General features: G+C 63.6%; 12 protein-coding genes. 5 read left to right on the plus strand and 7 right to left on the minus strand.

The genetic code is table 11. The annotated features are described in order from the left end of the window. Positions 1-18 precede the first annotated feature (18 nt). Genes NKH37_RS22020 through thrC form a run of 4 tightly spaced genes read right to left on the minus strand, consistent with a single transcriptional unit; the run spans position 19 to position 6,226 of the window. Positions 19-2,907 (minus strand): EAL domain-containing protein, encoded by a 2,889-nt coding sequence (locus NKH37_RS22020; protein ID WP_023716935.1) that lies wholly within the window; start codon positions 2,905-2,907, stop codon positions 19-21. A gap of 2 nt (positions 2,908-2,909) precedes the next feature. After that, a complete protein-coding gene (locus tag NKH37_RS22025) occupies positions 2,910-3,506 on the minus strand; it encodes a GNAT family N-acetyltransferase (protein WP_023716936.1) in 597 nt (198 codons plus the stop codon). 15 nt (positions 3,507-3,521) lie between these two features. Further along, the gene (locus NKH37_RS22030) at positions 3,522-4,814 is read right to left on the minus strand and encodes a M16 family metallopeptidase (RefSeq protein WP_023716937.1); all 1,293 of its coding nucleotides are present in this window, start codon (positions 4,812-4,814) and stop codon (positions 3,522-3,524) included. Between the two features lie 14 nt (positions 4,815-4,828). Further along, on the minus strand, positions 4,829-6,226 hold the full coding sequence (thrC, locus tag NKH37_RS22035; RefSeq protein ID WP_352483705.1) for a threonine synthase: 1,398 nt from the start codon (positions 6,224-6,226) through the stop codon (positions 4,829-4,831). 127 nt (positions 6,227-6,353) lie between these two features. On the opposite strand from thrC, the gene NKH37_RS22040 reads away from it, so the two are divergent. Next, entirely contained in the window at positions 6,354-7,058 is a 705-nt protein-coding gene (locus NKH37_RS22040; RefSeq protein ID WP_352483704.1) for a hypothetical protein, read from the plus strand. Positions 7,059-7,096: 38 nt separating this feature from the next. On the opposite strand, the gene NKH37_RS22045 is transcribed toward NKH37_RS22040, so the two are convergent. Further along, positions 7,097-7,786, minus strand: coding sequence for an HAD family hydrolase (locus tag NKH37_RS22045; protein WP_023716940.1), 690 nt, complete (start codon positions 7,784-7,786; stop codon positions 7,097-7,099). Between the two features lie 180 nt (positions 7,787-7,966). Here NKH37_RS22045 and NKH37_RS22050 point away from each other — a divergent pair, with 180 nt between their 5' ends. Then, positions 7,967-9,100, plus strand: a complete 1,134-nt coding sequence (locus NKH37_RS22050) for a site-specific DNA-methyltransferase (RefSeq protein ID WP_023716941.1) — start codon at positions 7,967-7,969, stop codon at positions 9,098-9,100. Between the two features lie 65 nt (positions 9,101-9,165). Here the strand turns inward: NKH37_RS22050 and NKH37_RS22055 are convergent, their stop codons facing one another. Together NKH37_RS22055 and mutY are read right to left on the minus strand one after the other, a co-directional pair. Next, complete coding sequence (locus NKH37_RS22055) at positions 9,166-9,777, minus strand: HAD family hydrolase (protein WP_023716942.1); 612 nt, start codon at positions 9,775-9,777, stop codon at positions 9,166-9,168. Between the two features lie 11 nt (positions 9,778-9,788). Further along, positions 9,789-10,901: an A/G-specific adenine glycosylase gene (gene mutY / locus NKH37_RS22060; protein ID WP_023716943.1), complete on the minus strand. Its 1,113-nt coding sequence runs from the start codon at positions 10,899-10,901 to the stop codon at positions 9,789-9,791. A gap of 56 nt (positions 10,902-10,957) precedes the next feature. Here mutY and NKH37_RS22065 point away from each other — a divergent pair, with 56 nt between their 5' ends. The 3 genes from NKH37_RS22065 (at position 10,958) to smc (ending at position 15,892) form a co-directional block, all read left to right on the plus strand. Then, positions 10,958-11,458, plus strand: coding sequence for a DUF721 domain-containing protein (locus NKH37_RS22065; RefSeq protein ID WP_023716944.1), 501 nt, complete (start codon positions 10,958-10,960; stop codon positions 11,456-11,458). A 129-nt stretch (positions 11,459-11,587) separates the two neighbouring features. Then, positions 11,588-12,316 carry a DsbA family protein gene (locus NKH37_RS22070; RefSeq protein WP_023716945.1) on the plus strand — a complete coding sequence of 243 codons (729 nt, stop codon included), beginning with the start codon at positions 11,588-11,590 and terminating at the stop codon, positions 12,314-12,316. Positions 12,317-12,433: 117 nt separating this feature from the next. Further along, positions 12,434-15,892: a chromosome segregation protein SMC gene (gene smc / locus NKH37_RS22075; RefSeq protein ID WP_023716946.1), complete on the plus strand. Its 3,459-nt coding sequence runs from the start codon at positions 12,434-12,436 to the stop codon at positions 15,890-15,892. Positions 15,893-15,981 lie beyond the last annotated feature (89 nt).

Below are 15,981 nucleotides of genomic sequence, written 5' to 3' on the forward strand. Positions count from 1 at the left end.
ATTACGTCCCGAAATTTGTCACGCCTGAGTGAGCGGATACTGTTCCTTCAGCGTCTTCAGCACCTGGTCGCCCGGCATCGGCGCTCCGAACATGAAACTCTGCACGTATTCGCAGCCCATCTGCCGCAACTCCAGCGCATCGCTCTCGTCCGAAATGCCTTCGGCGACAACCGACAGGCCGAGTTCATGCGCCATGTTGACCATGGATTTGAGCAGCACCGCGCGTTTCGGCGTCGCGTCGTCGACGAAGCTCTTGTCGATCTTGATGGTGTCGAACGGAAAGCGCGTCAGATAGGCCAGCGATGAATAGCCGGTGCCGAAATCGTCCAGCGACAGGCCGATGCCAAGCTGCTTCAGCTTGGTCAGCACATGGGCGGTCTGCTCGGGATTGTCCATCACCAGCGATTCGGTGAGTTCGAGCCGGAAGCAGCGCGGTTTCAGATTGGCCCGCGCGATCACCGAGCGGACGTCGCTGACCAGGTCGCGGCGGATGAGCTGACGGCTGGACAGATTGACCGAGACCGACAGCGGCGCATCGCCGATCTGCTTTTGCCATCCTGCTAGGTCTTCGGCAGCCTGTTGCATGGCAAACAGGCCAAGCTGCACGATCAGGCCGCAGTTTTCGGCGACCGGGATGAAATCCGCCGGCGGAATCATGCCGCGACGCGGATGGTCCCAGCGCAGCAGCGCTTCGAAGCCGGCAACGCTGCCGTCCTCCAGCCGCACGATTGGCTGGTAGGCAAGCGTGAATTCGCGTCGTTCGATAGCCCGGCGCAGATCGGACTCGAACTGCAGCCGGTCGGTGCCGACGGTGCGGAAGGCTGGCCGGAACGGCTCGATCCTGTCGCCGCCGAAGCGCTTGGCTTGATGCATGGCAAGCTCGGCGTCCTTGACCATGTCCTCAGCCGAGGTCTGCGTGGAGGTCCAGGTGATCAGCCCGATCGAGGCGGTCAGCACGATCTCGCGCTTGGCGAAGGTGATCGGGTTGTTGATGGCGTGCTTGATGGCATCGGCAATGGCCGCGATGCGAGCCGGATCCTGCTCCGACAAAAGCATCAGCGCGAACTGGTCGCCGGCAAATCGCGACAGCGAATCCTTCGGCTTGAGCAGCCGGTGCAGCCGCCGCGCGATGGTCAAAAGGATGGTGTCGCCGGCCGAGATGCCGAGCCCGTCATTGACCTGCTTGAAGCGGTCGATGTCGATGACGAAGACGGTCGGGCGCACCTTCTCTTCGGTGCGGGCGATCGAGATGATCGCCTCCAGCCGGTTCATGAACAGCTCGCGGTTGGGCAGGCCGGTCAGATTGTCATGTACGGCGTCATGCAGCAGCCGTTCCTCGGACTTTTTCTGCTCCGTCACGTCGACCATGGTGCCGACGCAGCGGATGACCTCGCCGTCCGAGCCGATCACCGGCCGGGCGCGCAGCGAAAACCAGTGATAGTGCCCGTCGGCGCCGCGCAGGCGGAAGTTTTGCGACACCCGGCCGCGCCGGTGCTCGAGCACCACGTCGAGTGTCGTACGAAACGTGTCGCGGTCGTCGGCATGCAGCACCGGCAGCCAGTTGCGGGCAGGGCCGCCGAGGCTGTTGGGCGCAAGGCCGAGCTGAATGCTGACGTCGGGACGAGTGACGACACGGTCGCGCAGCACGTCCCAGTCCCACACGGTATCGCCCGATCCGGCAACCGCCAACGCCTGCCGCTCGAGGTCGGAGAACAGGCCCTGATGCAGGGCGCCGCCGGCAAAAGCGTGCTGCATCACGGTGAAGCCGATCAGCAGGATGATGAGGATCAGCCCACCGCCCAGCGCCGGCTGGGCGATATCGTTGTCCAGCATGCCGGTGATTGCCATCCACGATCCGCATAGCCACAGCAGAACCATCACCCAACTGGGCACCAGCATGATGGCGCGGTCGTAACCGCGTATACCGAGGAAGATGATCAGGCCGAGCCCGGTCAGCGCGGTGGCTGCGAAGGACAGCCTGGCAATGCCGGCGGCAACCGCCGGATCGACGATGGCAACGCCGGCGATCAGCACCAGCCCGAGGATCCAGACCAGTGCGCCGTAGCTGAAATGGCCGTGCCATCGGTTGAGGTTGAGATAGGCAAACAGGAACACCACGAAGGTCGCCGCAAGCGCCACCTCCGTTCCGGCGCGCCACATCTGCTCATTGCCCGGGGATATTTCTATGATCTTGTTGAGAAAGCCGAAATCGACGCAGATATAGGCAAGCACCGCCCAGGCTAGGGCCGCCGTCGCCGGGAACATCGAGGTCCCCTTGACGACGAAAAGAATGGTCAGGAACAGCGCCAGCAGGCCGGCGATGCCGATGACGATGCCACGAAACAGCGTGTAGGAATTGACCGAGTCCTTGTAGGATTCGGGGTCCCACAGATAGACCTGCGGCAGCTTGGGCGAGGCGAGCTCGGCGATGAAGGTAATCACCGTTCCGGGGTTCAGCGTCACCCGGAACACGTCGGCGTCGGGGCTGGTCTGGCGGTCGAGCGCAAAGCCTTCGCTGGGCGTGATCGCGGCGATACGGGTCGAGCCGAGATCCGGCCAGAACAGGCCGGAATTCACCAGCCGGAAATGCGGTGCGACAATCAGCCTGTCGAGCTGCTGATCGGTGGTATTGGCGAGCGCGAACACCGCCCAGTCGCCGGTCGAGCGCGCGTCATTGGCCTCGACCTCGATTCGCCGCACGATGCCGTCCGGGCCGGGTGCCGTTGAGACTTGGAAATTCTCGCCCTGGTTGCGGTAGATTTCAACGGCACCCGAAAGGTCGAGCGCCACGTCGTCGCGGGCAATCTTGATCGGTTCGACCGCAAACGCCGAGGATGCCGCGCAGAGCGTGACGATTGCCGCCAGCATAAGGGCAAGCAGCGACCCGTTCCGCAGAAAATTCGTCAAAATCAGCCCTTTGTTCCAACGCCCGGCGGATCGTCCGCGATTCGGGCGTATAGGTAATGGTCCTGCCAGATGCCGTTGATCCTGAGATAGGATCGTAGCAGTCCTTCGCGCCGGAATCCGGCTTTTTCAAGCACGCGGATCGACCGGGCGTTATCGGGGATACAGGCAGCTTCGATCCGGTGCAACCGCAGCGTTTCGAAGGCGAAACGCGTCACCACCTTGACGGCATCGGTCATCAGCCCGCGTCCGCTGAAGCGCTCGCCGATCCAGTAGCCGATATGGCCGCTTTGGGCGACCCCGTGGCGGATATTGCCGAGGGTGATACCGCCGGCAAGCTTGCCGCTGCTTTTCTCGAAGATGAAGAAGGCGATCGCCGTCCCCTGCGCATAGTCCTCGCGGTAGCGGCCGATACGATGCCGCCATGCGGTGCGGTCGAGCTCGTCAGGGGTCCATCGCGGCTCCCACGGCTCAAGGAAGGCGCGGCTTTCGCCGCGCAGCACCGACCACTCGCGATAGTCGTTGGTCAGCGGCACACGCAGCGTGACAAGGTCGCCCTTCAGTGCCGGCAGGTCGCGGCGAAAGAAAGGGAGCGCGAACACGACGCTCGAATAAGCTTAGACGGCAAGCTTACGGGCAGTGGTCTGCGAGCCCGAAAGCGAATCGAGGATCGCTTCATAGGGCGCGAGCGTACCCACCGGCCCGACGGCTGTAAGCGTCGGCTTCGTCGAAAAAAGCCGCGACGACAGATCCGTCAGCCGCTTGACCGTCAGCGCCGACAGCCGCTCCATCAGCTCTTCCTTGGCGATCGGCCTGCCGAACAGAAGCAACTGCCTGGCGATCTGCGAGGCGCGGCTGGCCGGGCTCTCGGCCGACATGATCAGCCCGGCGCGGTATTGGGCACGCGCCCGGTCGAGCTCCTCCTGCAGGATGTTTTCGCCGGCCTTTTGCAGCTCGTCGATGATCACAGGCACCAGCTCGGCGATATCGCTTTGTCCGGTTGCCGCATGGACCCCGAAGACGCCGGTGTCGGAAAAACCCCAATGGAAGGCATAGACCGAATAGCACAGGCCGCGTTTTTCGCGGACTTCCTGGAAAAGCCGCGACGACATGCCGCCGCCGAGGATCATCGACAGGACCTGAGAGGCATAGAAATCGCGGACGTGATAGGCACGGCCCTCGAAACCCAGCACGATCTGGGCGTCCATCAGGTCGCGGTCTTCGCGAAAATCGCCGCCGACATATTGCGCATATTGCGGGATGGTGCCGTCGGCCTTGCCGCGGAAGCCGCCGAGACGCTTTTCGACCTCGCGCACGAAATCGTCGTGCTTGATGTCGCCGGCTGCCACCATCACCATGTTCTCGGCGCCGTATTGCCGTTCGATGAAGTCGTGCAGTTGCTTCGAAGTGAAGGATTTGACGGTTTCCGGCGTGCCGAGAATCGAGCGGCCGATGGTCTGGTGGCGGAAGGCGGTCTCGGTAAAGTGATCGAAAACGACATCGTCGGGCGTATCGTGCGCGGCGCCGATCTCCTGCAGAATCACATGCTGTTCGCGCTCCAGCTCCTGCGGATCGAATTCGGAGTCCTGCAGGATGTCGGAAAGGATATCGACCGCCAGCGGCACATCGTCGCTCAGAACCCTTGCATAATAGGAGGTCGTCTCGACGCTGGTCGCGGCATTGATCTCGCCGCCGACGTCCTCGATCTCCGAGGCGATCTCGAAGGCGCTTCGCCGCCTGGTGCCCTTGAAAGCCATGTGCTCGAGCAAATGCGCCATTCCGTGCTCTTCGTCACGCTCGTTGCGTGCGCCCGACTTGACCCAGGCACCAAGGGCAACAGATTCGAGGCTTGGAAGGGTTTCGGTGGCGACTGTCAGGCCGTTCGACAGACGGCTTACCTCAACACCCATATGGCAATTACTCCCTAACGCGCCGCCCGCGTGTGGCGGCCGACATAATCTTCCACCATTTTCAGGTCGGATGGAAGTACCGTGTATTTTTCCTCGGCGCTCATCAACCCGCCCAGCCATGCGGGGAGGGCAGGCGACACGCCGCTGGCGGCTTCGACGGCCGCCGGAAACTTTGCCGGGTGCGCAGTGCCCAGCACCACCATTGGCACCTCACCGGCGGCTTTGCCAGTGGCCACATGCACGGCTGCGGCGGTATGCGGGTCGAGCAGATAGCCACTCGCCGCAAGTGTGGTGCGGATTGTGGCGGCGACCTCGCCCATGGTGGCGCGGCCGGCGTCGAATTCGGAGCGGATCTTGGCGATTTCGCCGGCCTCGATGGTGAAGGCGCCGGACTGCTTGAGCCCGTCCATGTAGCGCCGCACGGTCGAGGCATCGCGGCCGGACGCCTCGAACAGCAAGCGTTCGAAGTTCGAAGACACCTGGATGTCCATCGAGGGCGACGTGGTCGAAAAGACCCCTTTCATGCGGTATTCGCCGGTCGCCAGCGTGCGCGCCAGAATATCGTTGTCGTTCGTGGCGATGATCAGCCGCTCGATCGGCAATCCCATCTTCTTGGCGGCGTAGCCGGCGAAAATGTCGCCGAAATTGCCGGTCGGCACCGTGAAGGAAACCGGCCTGTCGGGCGCGCCAAGCGACAGCGCGGAGGAGAAATAATAGACGATCTGGGCCATGATGCGGGCCCAATTGATCGAATTGACGCCGGATAGCGACACCCGGTCGCGAAAACCGTGGTCGTTGAACATGTCCTTCACCAGGCCTTGGCAGTCGTCGAAATTGCCTTCGATCGCCAATGCTTGGACGTTTGCGGCGGTCGACGTCGTCATCTGCCGCTGCTGCACCGGCGAGACGCGGCCGTGCGGGAAAAGCACGAAGATGTCGGTGCGGTTGCGCCCGGCAAAGGCATCGATGGCGGCCCCTCCGGTGTCGCCGGAAGTGGCGCCGACAATGGTGGCGCGCTGGTCGCGCTCGGCCAGCACATGGTCCATCAGCCGCGCAAGAAGCTGCATCGCCACGTCCTTGAACGCGAGCGTCGGGCCGTGGAACAACTCGAGCACGAAGCTGTTCGGCCCGCTCTGCACCAGCGGGCAGACGGCCTCATGGCGGAAGGTCGCATAGGCTTCGCGCACCAGCCGTTCGAACACCGGCGCCGCGATCTCGCCACCGAGGAACGGCGACAGCACGCGGATTGCAAGATCGGGATAGGCAAGGCCGCGCATGGCGCGGACCTCTGCTGCGGAAAAATGCGGCCAGGCGCTCGGCAGATAGAGCCCGCCGTCGCGGGCCAGCCCGGCCAGCACCGCGTCGGAGAATCCAAGCGCGGGCGCTTCCCCGCGGGTACTCACATATTGCATCGTCACGTTTCCATTGCTGCGGGAATCTTCGCCCGCCGTAAGGTGGTGGATTTCTGCGCTGGCTCAGTCGCATTTTTGCCGCGCGGTTGATATACGTCACCGGCTTTGCGAGAGGGAAGTGCAGTTCATGGCGTTTCATTCATTCAACGGTCGTTTTGTCGCGGGTCTGGCGCTCACCGGCTTTATGCTTGCTGCCGCAGGCTGCCAATCGAGCGACAATAGCATTCTCGGCTTCGGCAAGAAGGATACGACGCCACCACCGCCACCCGACCCCAAGGTGCTTTCCAGCCAGCTGCAGGCCTATTGCCCGAAAGTGACGTTGCGTGACGGCACCGCCTTCTTCAATATCTACGCCAAGAGCGGTCCGAAGCCGAAGAAAAAAACCGATGTTGCCGCCGAGGATGCCCAAGCCGCCCAGCCGGCAGCGGACGCGGCAGGCGTCGATCAGCCGGACGATTCCGCCAAGATCATCTATCAGGCTTCGATCACCGATGTGACCCGCGACTGCAGCCGCGCCAACGGCTCCTTGTCGATGAAGATAGCCGTTGCCGGCAAGGTCGTGCCTGGTCCGATGTTCGCCCCCGGTACCATCACCATGCCGATCCGTATCGCGGTGATGCACGGCACCGAAGTTCTCTATTCGCAGCTTCACTCCTATCAGGTCCAGGTTACCGATCCCTCGAGTGCCACGCAGTTCGTCTTCACCGATTCCAACGTCGTCGTTCCGGAGCCGACGGCGCGGGACTACCAGGCATTTGCCGGGTATGACGAGGGCGCTCCGAAAGGGGCGTCGGACAAGCCGAAGAAGAAGAAAGCCGCCGCGACCAACTGAGCCGGTGCATTCGCGCCACGGCGGTTGGAGGCGGCCTCTCAGGCGTCCGCCGACCATTCCGACAGCGCGGCGATCACGCTTTTCAGTTCCGCCCAGCGGCGGATGACCGTTTCGGCACCGGCTTCGGTCAGCGCATCGGCGTGGCCGGGATAGCTGTGCGCCGCGCCGGTGAAGCCGATGACGCGCATTCCCGCCGTCTTGGCGCCGGTGACGCCATGCACGGAATCCTCGATGACGAAGGTGTTCGCAGGATCGGCCTTGAGCTTTTCCGCGGCGAACCGGAACACGTCCGGCGCCGGCTTGGTTTTCCCGGTCGGCGTTTCCAGCGACGAAAAGATACGGCCGGCAAAGAACGGCAAAAGCTGCACCTTCTCCAGCATGAATTCGATCCGCTCCGAACGCGAATTCGAACAGACGCAGCGCGGCACCATTACCGCGGCGACAGCCTCGTGCGCCCCGTCGATGGCACGCACGTCGCTGCGCAGCCGGCGATCGACCAGCTGTTCCTCCTTGTCGATCAGGGAGGCCTGGAACGGGATCCGGGACTTTTCCTCGACCCGCATCATGATGTCCTTGAAAGTCAGCCCGGCATAGACCTCGGAAATCTCCTCCGCCGATATCTCATAGCCGGCCGAGGTCAAAAGCTCGGCATCGATGCGTGCGGCGATGATTTCGGAATCGACGAGCACGCCGTCGCAATCGAAGATGACAAGGTCTGGCTGGGGCATGGTGATCCGGAAAGCGGGATGAAGGGAATGCCAAGAGGCCTTTGGTCCAAACGGCTCAGGCGGCGCGGCATACACCAACAGGCCGGGCTTCGCAAATTCGGCAGTATGCTTCACTGAATATTTACGCTGATCGGTAACCATAACGGACAGTAAACAGTAACGCGTGCCTTGGGTGTCATAATGTCTGCCGTGCGTCTTCTCGACGAGCTTTCCGATGCTCCCCAGCAATCCGAGTGGCTGGATACGATCCTGAAGGGCGACTGCGTCGCCGCGCTGGAACGGCTGCCGGAAAAATCGATCGACGTGATCTTTGCCGATCCGCCTTACAATCTGCAGCTCGATGGCGATCTGCACCGGCCCGACCAATCCAAGGTCGATGCCGTCGACGACCATTGGGACCAGTTCGACAGTTTTGAGGCCTACGACGCCTTCACCCGCGCCTGGCTGCTGGCGGCGCGCCGCGTGTTGAAGCCCAACGGCACGATCTGGGTCATCGGCTCCTACCACAATATTTTCAGGGTCGGCGCCAAGATGCAGGACCTGGGCTTCTGGATCCTCAATGACGTCGTCTGGCGCAAGACCAATCCAATGCCCAATTTCCGTGGCCGTCGCTTCCAGAACGCGCATGAGACGATGATCTGGGCATCGCGCGACCAGAAGGGCAAAGGTTACACCTTCAACTACGAGGCGCTGAAGGCATCGAACGACGACATTCAGATGCGCTCCGACTGGCTGTTTCCGATCTGCACCGGCGGCGAGCGCCTGAAGAACGACAATGGCGACAAATTGCATCCGACGCAGAAGCCGGAAGCGTTGCTTGCCCGCGTCATGACGGCATCGACCAGGCCCGGCGACATCGTGCTCGATCCCTTCTTCGGTTCAGGAACCACCGGTGCGGTGGCCAAACGGCTTGGCCGCCACTTCGTCGGCATCGAGCGTGAGCAAGCCTATATCGATGCCGCCATGGAACGCATCGATGCGGTCCGGCCGCTGGACGGCGCCAATTTGACAGTGCTGACCGGCAAGCGCGCCGAGCCGCGCGTTGCCTTCGTCACGCTGCTCGACAATGGCCTGGTGGCACCCGGCGCTACGCTCTACGACGCCAAGAAGCGTTGGGCGGCCAAGGTGCGTGCCGACGGCACGCTGGCGATCGGCGACAGTGCCGGGTCGATCCACAAGATCGGCGCTGAGGTACAGGGGCTGGACGCCTGCAACGGATGGACCTTCTGGCATTATGAGCGCAGCGGAGGCCTGACCCCGATTGACGAGCTTCGCCGCATTGCGCGGCTAGGCATGGAACGGGCAGGGGCCTGACGGTTTCTGAGTTGCGACAGATCAGTTAATGCGAAGGCTCAGCCAGTCCCTGGAAGCGATTCAAATCACACCTTGATCCCAAGACGCGCAAGGTCCGCCCTGAGCGTCTTTGCATCGGTGAACAGCACCGACTGCCAGCCGGCCGCCTTGGCGCCGTCGACATTTTTCTGGCTGTCGTCGATGAATAGCGTGGCTGACGGTTCGAGGCCGAACGCGGTGACGTGGTGATCATAGATGGCGCGATCCGGCTTGATTAGCCCGATCTCGGCTGACACGGTGATGCCGCGCGGGCGCTCCAGGAACGGAAAGCGGTCGCGCGCTTCGCGGAACGTATCGTCAGCCCAGTTGGTCAGCAGCGTCACGTCATGGCCAGTGTCGATCAGGCGCTCCATGATGGCTACGCTGTCATTATAGGCATGCGGTGCCATTTCGTGCCAATGGCGGCGGAAATTGCGGATATTCTGTTCGTGATCCGGGTACTGGGCGATCAGGAGCGTCTCTGCCTCTTCCCAGGTCCGGCCGCGATCCTGCTCGATGTTCCAATCATGCGTGCAGACATTGTCGAAGAACCATTTCCGTTCGTCTGGATCGGGGATCAAGCGGCTGAAGGGCAGGTTCGGATCATAGTGGATCAGCACTTTGCCGATGTCGAAAACGATGTGGCGGATTTCGGACATTCTTCTCTCTTTCAATGCGGCCGCTGCTTCTTCGTCGCGCCCGGTATCGCCGCTTCGATTACCTTTTTCATGACGCTCGGCAGCGCTTCCCCGGAAATTTCATGGGCCAGCGACCAGAAATGCCCGGGCGGGGCGGCGCTGTCGGTCTCCGCCTTGAACACGTCGAGTTCGAGCGCAAAATGGGTAAAGACATGGCCGATGCGTCCGGCCTGCCGCCAGTCGCCGGGGAACGGGGCTGCCGCTTCCGTTGTGGCGCCGTCGATGCGCGCGGTCCAGCCGGTCGTCGGCACTTCGGTCATGCCGCCCAGCAGGCCTTTTTCGACGCGCTTGCGCAAAAGCACGGCGCCGTCGCCCCTGACGGCGACGAAAGCGGCGCCGCGGCGCAAGGGTTTCTCGGCCTTGGGCAGGCGGACCGGAAAGCGCTCGGGATCGCCCGAGATTGTGGCGCTGCAATCCTGCCTGACGGGGCAAAGCACGCAGCGGGGCCGGCGCGGTGTGCAGATCGTCGCGCCCAAGTCCATCATCGCCTGCGCGAAGTCGCCGGGCCTTGTCCCGGGAACCATGTGCTCGACATGGCTGCGTATCTCGCTCTTGGCTTCGCCCAGCGGCGTGGCGATCGAAAACAGCCGTGAGACGACCCGTTCGACATTGCCGTCGACGACCGCGGCTGGTCGGTCGAAGGCGATCGCCGCGATCGCCGCTGCCGTATAGGCGCCGATACCGGGCAGTTCCTTCAAGCCGGTCTCACTGTCCGGAAAGCGGCCGCCTAGCCGCGCGACGAGATCGGCGCAAGCCTTGAGGTTGCGGGCGCGAGAATAATAGCCGAGCCCGGCCCAGGCCTTCATGACGTCTTCGATCGGTGCCGCCGCCAGTGCCTCGACAGTTGGCCACTTCTGCACGAACGCCCGGAAATAGGATTTTACCGCCTCGACCGTGGTTTGCTGCAGCATCACCTCGGAAAGCCAGACCAGATAGGGATCGGGCTGCGCGCCGCCTGCCAGCGGGCGCGGCGGAACGCGCCAGGGCAGGTCGCGGTGATGCGCGTCGTACCAGCCAAGCAGCCGGAACGCGATCTCGCCATTGTCTCCGGATACGGCCTTGCGGGTCTGGTCGTGCAGTGCCATTGATCGAGGGTCGGCCCTAATCCACTGGTGCTGAAGCTGGTGACTGGAGAACGCACATGGCAGGGAAAAGGCCCTTCGGCAATCCCGTTCCGGTGAGCGATCTCGCAACCGAGATCCTCGACCCGGTGCTGCGCAAGCGGGCCGGCATGTCGATCGGGCTGGTTCAGTCGTGGGAAGAGATTGCCGGGCCGCGGCTTGCCGGCCGCTCGCGCCCGGAAAAGATCCAGTGGCCACGCCGCATGCACGAGGACGATCCGTTCGAGCCGGCGGTGCTGGTGATTGCCTGCGAGGGTGTGGCGGCACTGCATCTGCAGCACGAGACCGGCGAGATCATCAACCGGGTCAATGCGTTTCTCGGCTTCAATGCGATCGGCCGGATCAGGATCGTGCAGAAACCGGTAATGACTGGCAAGGAAAAGCCGAAACCCATTTTGCGGCCGCTGACCGTGGCCGAGAAGGCGAAGCTGTCGGGCACTGTCGGTTTGATCGAGGACGACGGGCTGCGCGCCTCGCTGGAGCGGCTTGGCGCCACCATTCTAGGCCAAAGGAAGCCGTAATCTCGCGCTATCGTGATGGCATGCTCGAATTTGCCGATTGGAATAGGGGTGGCAATGCCTTAATTCGCGCCAACTCTCGCTTTTTGTAGCCTTTGCATTGCAAAATCCAACTATTGCCAGGTGATTCGTATGATCCGTTCCTTGTCCCGCAGAAATCTCTTGTCGTCGCTCGCCGCCATACCAGCGGTGGCGCTGCTTGCCGCCTGCAGCGATTCCGGCGAGAAAGCCGAGGCGCAGGATGTGAAGCCTGCGGCTCCGGCGGAACCTGCGAAGCCGGCCGCTCCAGCCGCCGCCAAAGCGCCTGAAGCTCAGGGCACGGTGGATATGGCAGCCTTGTTGAAGCCCGGCGCGCTGCCCGACATGCAGCTCGGCAAGGACGACGCAAAGGTCACCATCGTTGAATATGCATCGATGACCTGCCCGCATTGCGCGCATTTCGCCGAGACCACTTTTCCGGAGCTGAAGACGAAATATATCGACACCGGCAAGGCCCGTTACATCCTGCGCGAATTTCCGTTCGACCCCAGCGCCGAGGCCGGTTTCATGCTGGCGCGCTGCTCCAAGGACAACTATTTCCCGATGGTCGACGTGCTGTTCAGGCAGCAGGCGAACTGGGTTGGTGTGAACAATACCAAGGACGCACTGCTGCAAATCGCCAAGCTTGCCGGTTTTACACAGGAGTCCTTCGAGGCCTGCTTGACGGACCAGAAGCTTCTGGACGATGTGAGATCCGTCCAGAAGCGCGGCGCCGACGAATTCAAGGTCGATTCCACACCGACCTTTTTCATCAACGGAAAGACCTACAAAGGGGCGATGTCGATTGCGGAAATGTCGGCCATCATCGACCCTCTGCTCTGACGTTTCGGCAGCGCCGAAGCGGCTGCGCTTCGGCGTGCGCACTTCTTTGTCTTGCCGCTGGTTCTCCTTGCAAAACCGCGGAACAGTTTTGCGAAACTTGGCTATGGGTCGGCGCGAATGAAGTTCTCGCGCCTTCGCCTCCTCGGCTTCAAATCCTTCGTCGAACCCGGCGAGTTCGTCATCGAACGCGGCCTGACCGGCATCGTCGGGCCGAACGGCTGCGGCAAGTCGAACCTGGTCGAGGCGCTACGCTGGGTTATGGGCGAAAGCTCTTACAAGAACATGCGTGCGTCCGGCATGGACGACGTCATCTTTTCCGGCTCGGGAACGCGTCCGGCCCGCAACACCGCCGAAGTCACGCTGTTCCTCGACAATAGCGACCGGACTGCGCCGTCTGCCTTCAACGACGCCGATGAGTTGCAGGTCTCGCGCCGCATCGAGCGCGAGGCCGGCTCGCTCTACCGCATCAATGGCAAGGAAGCCCGTGCCAAGGATGTCCAGCTGCTGTTCGCCGACCAGTCGACCGGCGCCCGCTCGCCCTCGATGGTTGGCCAGGGCCGCATCGGCGAGCTGATCCAGGCAAAGCCGCAGGCGCGCCGCGCACTGCTGGAAGAGGCGGCCGGCATTTCCGGCCTGCACACACGGCGCCACGAAGCCGAGCTGCGGCTGAAGGCGGCCGAACAGAACCTCGAACGGCTGGATGACGTCGTCGGCGAGCTGGAAAGCCAGATCGAAAGCCTGAAACGCCAGGCCCGCCAGGCCTCGCGCTTCAAGAACCTGTCGGCCGACATCCGCAAGGCCGAAGCGACGCTGCTGCATCTGCGTTGGACGCTGGCCAAGACGCAGGAAGGCGAAGCGCGTTCGGCGCTGGCGATTGCCACCGCGCTGGTCGGCGACCGTGCTGCCGCCCAGATGGCTGCCGCAAGGGAACAAGGTATCAACGCCCACCGGCTGCCGGACCTGCGCGATGCGGAAGCCGCCGCCGCCGCCGCCTTCCAGCGTCTGTCGATCGCCAAGGCACAGATCGAGGAAGAGGCAGGCCGCATCCGCGCCCGCCAGGCTGAGCTCGACCGCCGACTGCAACAGCTCGATGGCGACCTTGCCCGCGAGGAGCGCATGGTCCGCGACAATGCGGATATCCTCGAACGCCTCGCCGCCGAAGAAGCCGCGCTCAATGTCGAAAACGCCGGCGCCGCCGAGCGCGAGGCCAGCACCCGCGCGGCTTTCGAGCAGGCGGCATCGACGCTTGCTTCGAGCGAGGCCAAGCTGGCCTCGCTGACCGCCGAACGGGCGGAGGCGGCCGCCTCGCGCAACCAGATTGAACGGACGCTGCGCGATACCGCTGAGCGCCGCGACCGCTTTGCCCGCCAGCTTGCCGATGTCGACCGCGAACTGTCGGAGATCGTCTCCAGGGTCGCCGGCCTGCCCGACCCCGCCGAGAAGCGGCTGCTGGTCGAACAGGCGCAGGCGCTGCTCGAAGGGGCCGAACGAGCCGCGATTGCCACGGAACAGGCGGTCGCCGAGGCACGCGCAAGCGAAAGTGCCGCCCGCCCACCGGTTCAGGACGCAAAGGCCGAACTGGCGCGGATCGAAACCGAGGCCCGCACGCTCGCCAAGATCCTGAACGCCGCGAGCGGCGATTTGTTTCCCTCGGTGCTGGAGCAGATCAGCGTCGAGCGTGGCTACGAGACGGCGCTGGGTGCCGCGCTTGGCGAAGATCTTGACGTGCCGCTTGATCGTAGCGCGCCTGTGCATTGGGGCCAGAGCGAAATCCAGCCCGGCGATGTCGCTTTGCCGGAACGCATAAAGAGCCTCGCTAGCGTGGTGCGCGCGCCGGCGCAACTGGCCCGCCGGCTGGCCCAGATCGGCATTGTCGATGCCGCCGACGGAAGAAAGTTGCAGACGCTGCTTGCTCCCGGTCAACGATTGGTCAGCCGCGAAGGCGCGCTCTGGCGTTGGGATGGCTTCACCGCCAGCGCCGATGCGCCGACCGCCGCCGCGCAGCGGCTGGCGCAGAAAAACCGGCTGGCCGAACTCGATGCCGAAGCGGTTCATGCCACGCGCATCCTGCGCGAAGCCGAACAGGCGCTTGCGCAGGCCGAACAGGCGCTTGCCCAGGCGAGCGAGGCCGAACGCAATGCCCGACAGGCCGGGCGCGACGCCCAGCATGGGCTGGATGCTGCCCGCAATACGCTGGCTGAGGCCGAAAAAGCCGGCGGCGAACTGTCGAGCCGGCGTGCAGCACTTGACGAGGCGCGCGCGCGTATCGTCGACAGCCATGAGGAGACGGCGGCAGCATTCGTCGAGGCGGAAATGCTGCTGCAAGACGCTCCCGATCTCGGCGATCTGCAACTGCAGCTCGAGCAGTCGGCGGCCAACGTCGCCCGCGACCGCGCCGCCCTTGCCGATGCGCGTGCCGTTCACGAGGGCCTGAGGCGAGAAGCCGAGGCACGTACGCGCCGGCTCGACGCGATCGGCGCGGAACGGCGCAATTGGGTGGAGCGCGCCGAAAACGCCTCGACGCAGATCGCGGCACTCGGCGAACGCAAGGCAGAGGCTGAGGCCGAGCGCGAGCAACTGGCCGACGCACCCGACGAGATCGACGCCAAACGGCGCGCCCTGCTGTCGCAACTCGCCGAGGCCGAAAGCCTGCGAAAAGCTGCAGGTGACCGCTTGCAGGAAGCGGAGAACCGGCAGTCCGAGCTGGACAAGGCTGCGACCGCTGCCATTCAGTCGCTCGCCGAAGCGCGCGAAACGCGTGTTCGCGCCGAAGAGCGGCTGACCGCCGCCGACGAGCGTCGGCTGGAAGTCGAGGCGCGCATCCAGGAAACGCTGAACACGCCGCCGCATCTGGTGATCCGCCACACTGGCCTCGAACCCGACAGCCCGATGCCCGAAATGGCCGAGATCGAGCGTCAGCTCGACCGGCTGAAGGTTGAGCGCGAACGGTTGGGCGCCGTCAATTTGCGCGCCGAGGAAGAGCAGAAGGAACTATCGGACCGGCTGGAGACCATCGTCTCCGAGCGCGACGACATCATCGAGGCGATCCGCAAGCTGCGGCAGGCGATCCACAGCCTGAACCGCGAAGGCCGCGAGCGGCTGCTCGCCGCCTTCGAGGTGGTCAACGGCCATTTTCAGCGGCTGTTTTCGCATTTGTTCGGCGGCGGCACCGCCGAGCTGCAACTGATCGAGTCCGACGATCCGCTCGAAGCCGGGCTCGAGATCCTGGCGCGCCCGCCCGGCAAGAAACCGCAGACGATGACGCTGCTGTCCGGCGGTGAGCAGGCATTGACGGCGATGTCGCTGATCTTCGCCGTGTTCCTGACCAACCCGGCGCCGATCTGCGTGCTCGATGAAGTCGACGCCCCGCTCGACGACCACAATGTCGAACGCTTCTGCAATCTGATGGACGAAATGGCCGCAACCACCGAAACGCGCTTCGTCATCATCACACACAACCCGATCACCATGGCGCGCATGGACCGGCTGTTCGGGGTAACCATGGCCGAGCAAGGCGTTAGCCAACTGGTGTCGGTCGACCTGCAGGCTGCCGAAGCCATGCGCGAGGCAAGCTGAAGCATCAGCTTAGTGGTGGTCTCCACCTCGGCTTTCGACTATAGCACGACGAAATGGGCTGGATCTGCCTCTCCAGATACCCGCCCGGC

The sequence above is a fragment of the Mesorhizobium sp. M1217 genome (genome assembly GCF_040318275.1).
Lineage (GTDB): Bacteria > Pseudomonadota > Alphaproteobacteria > Rhizobiales > Rhizobiaceae > Mesorhizobium.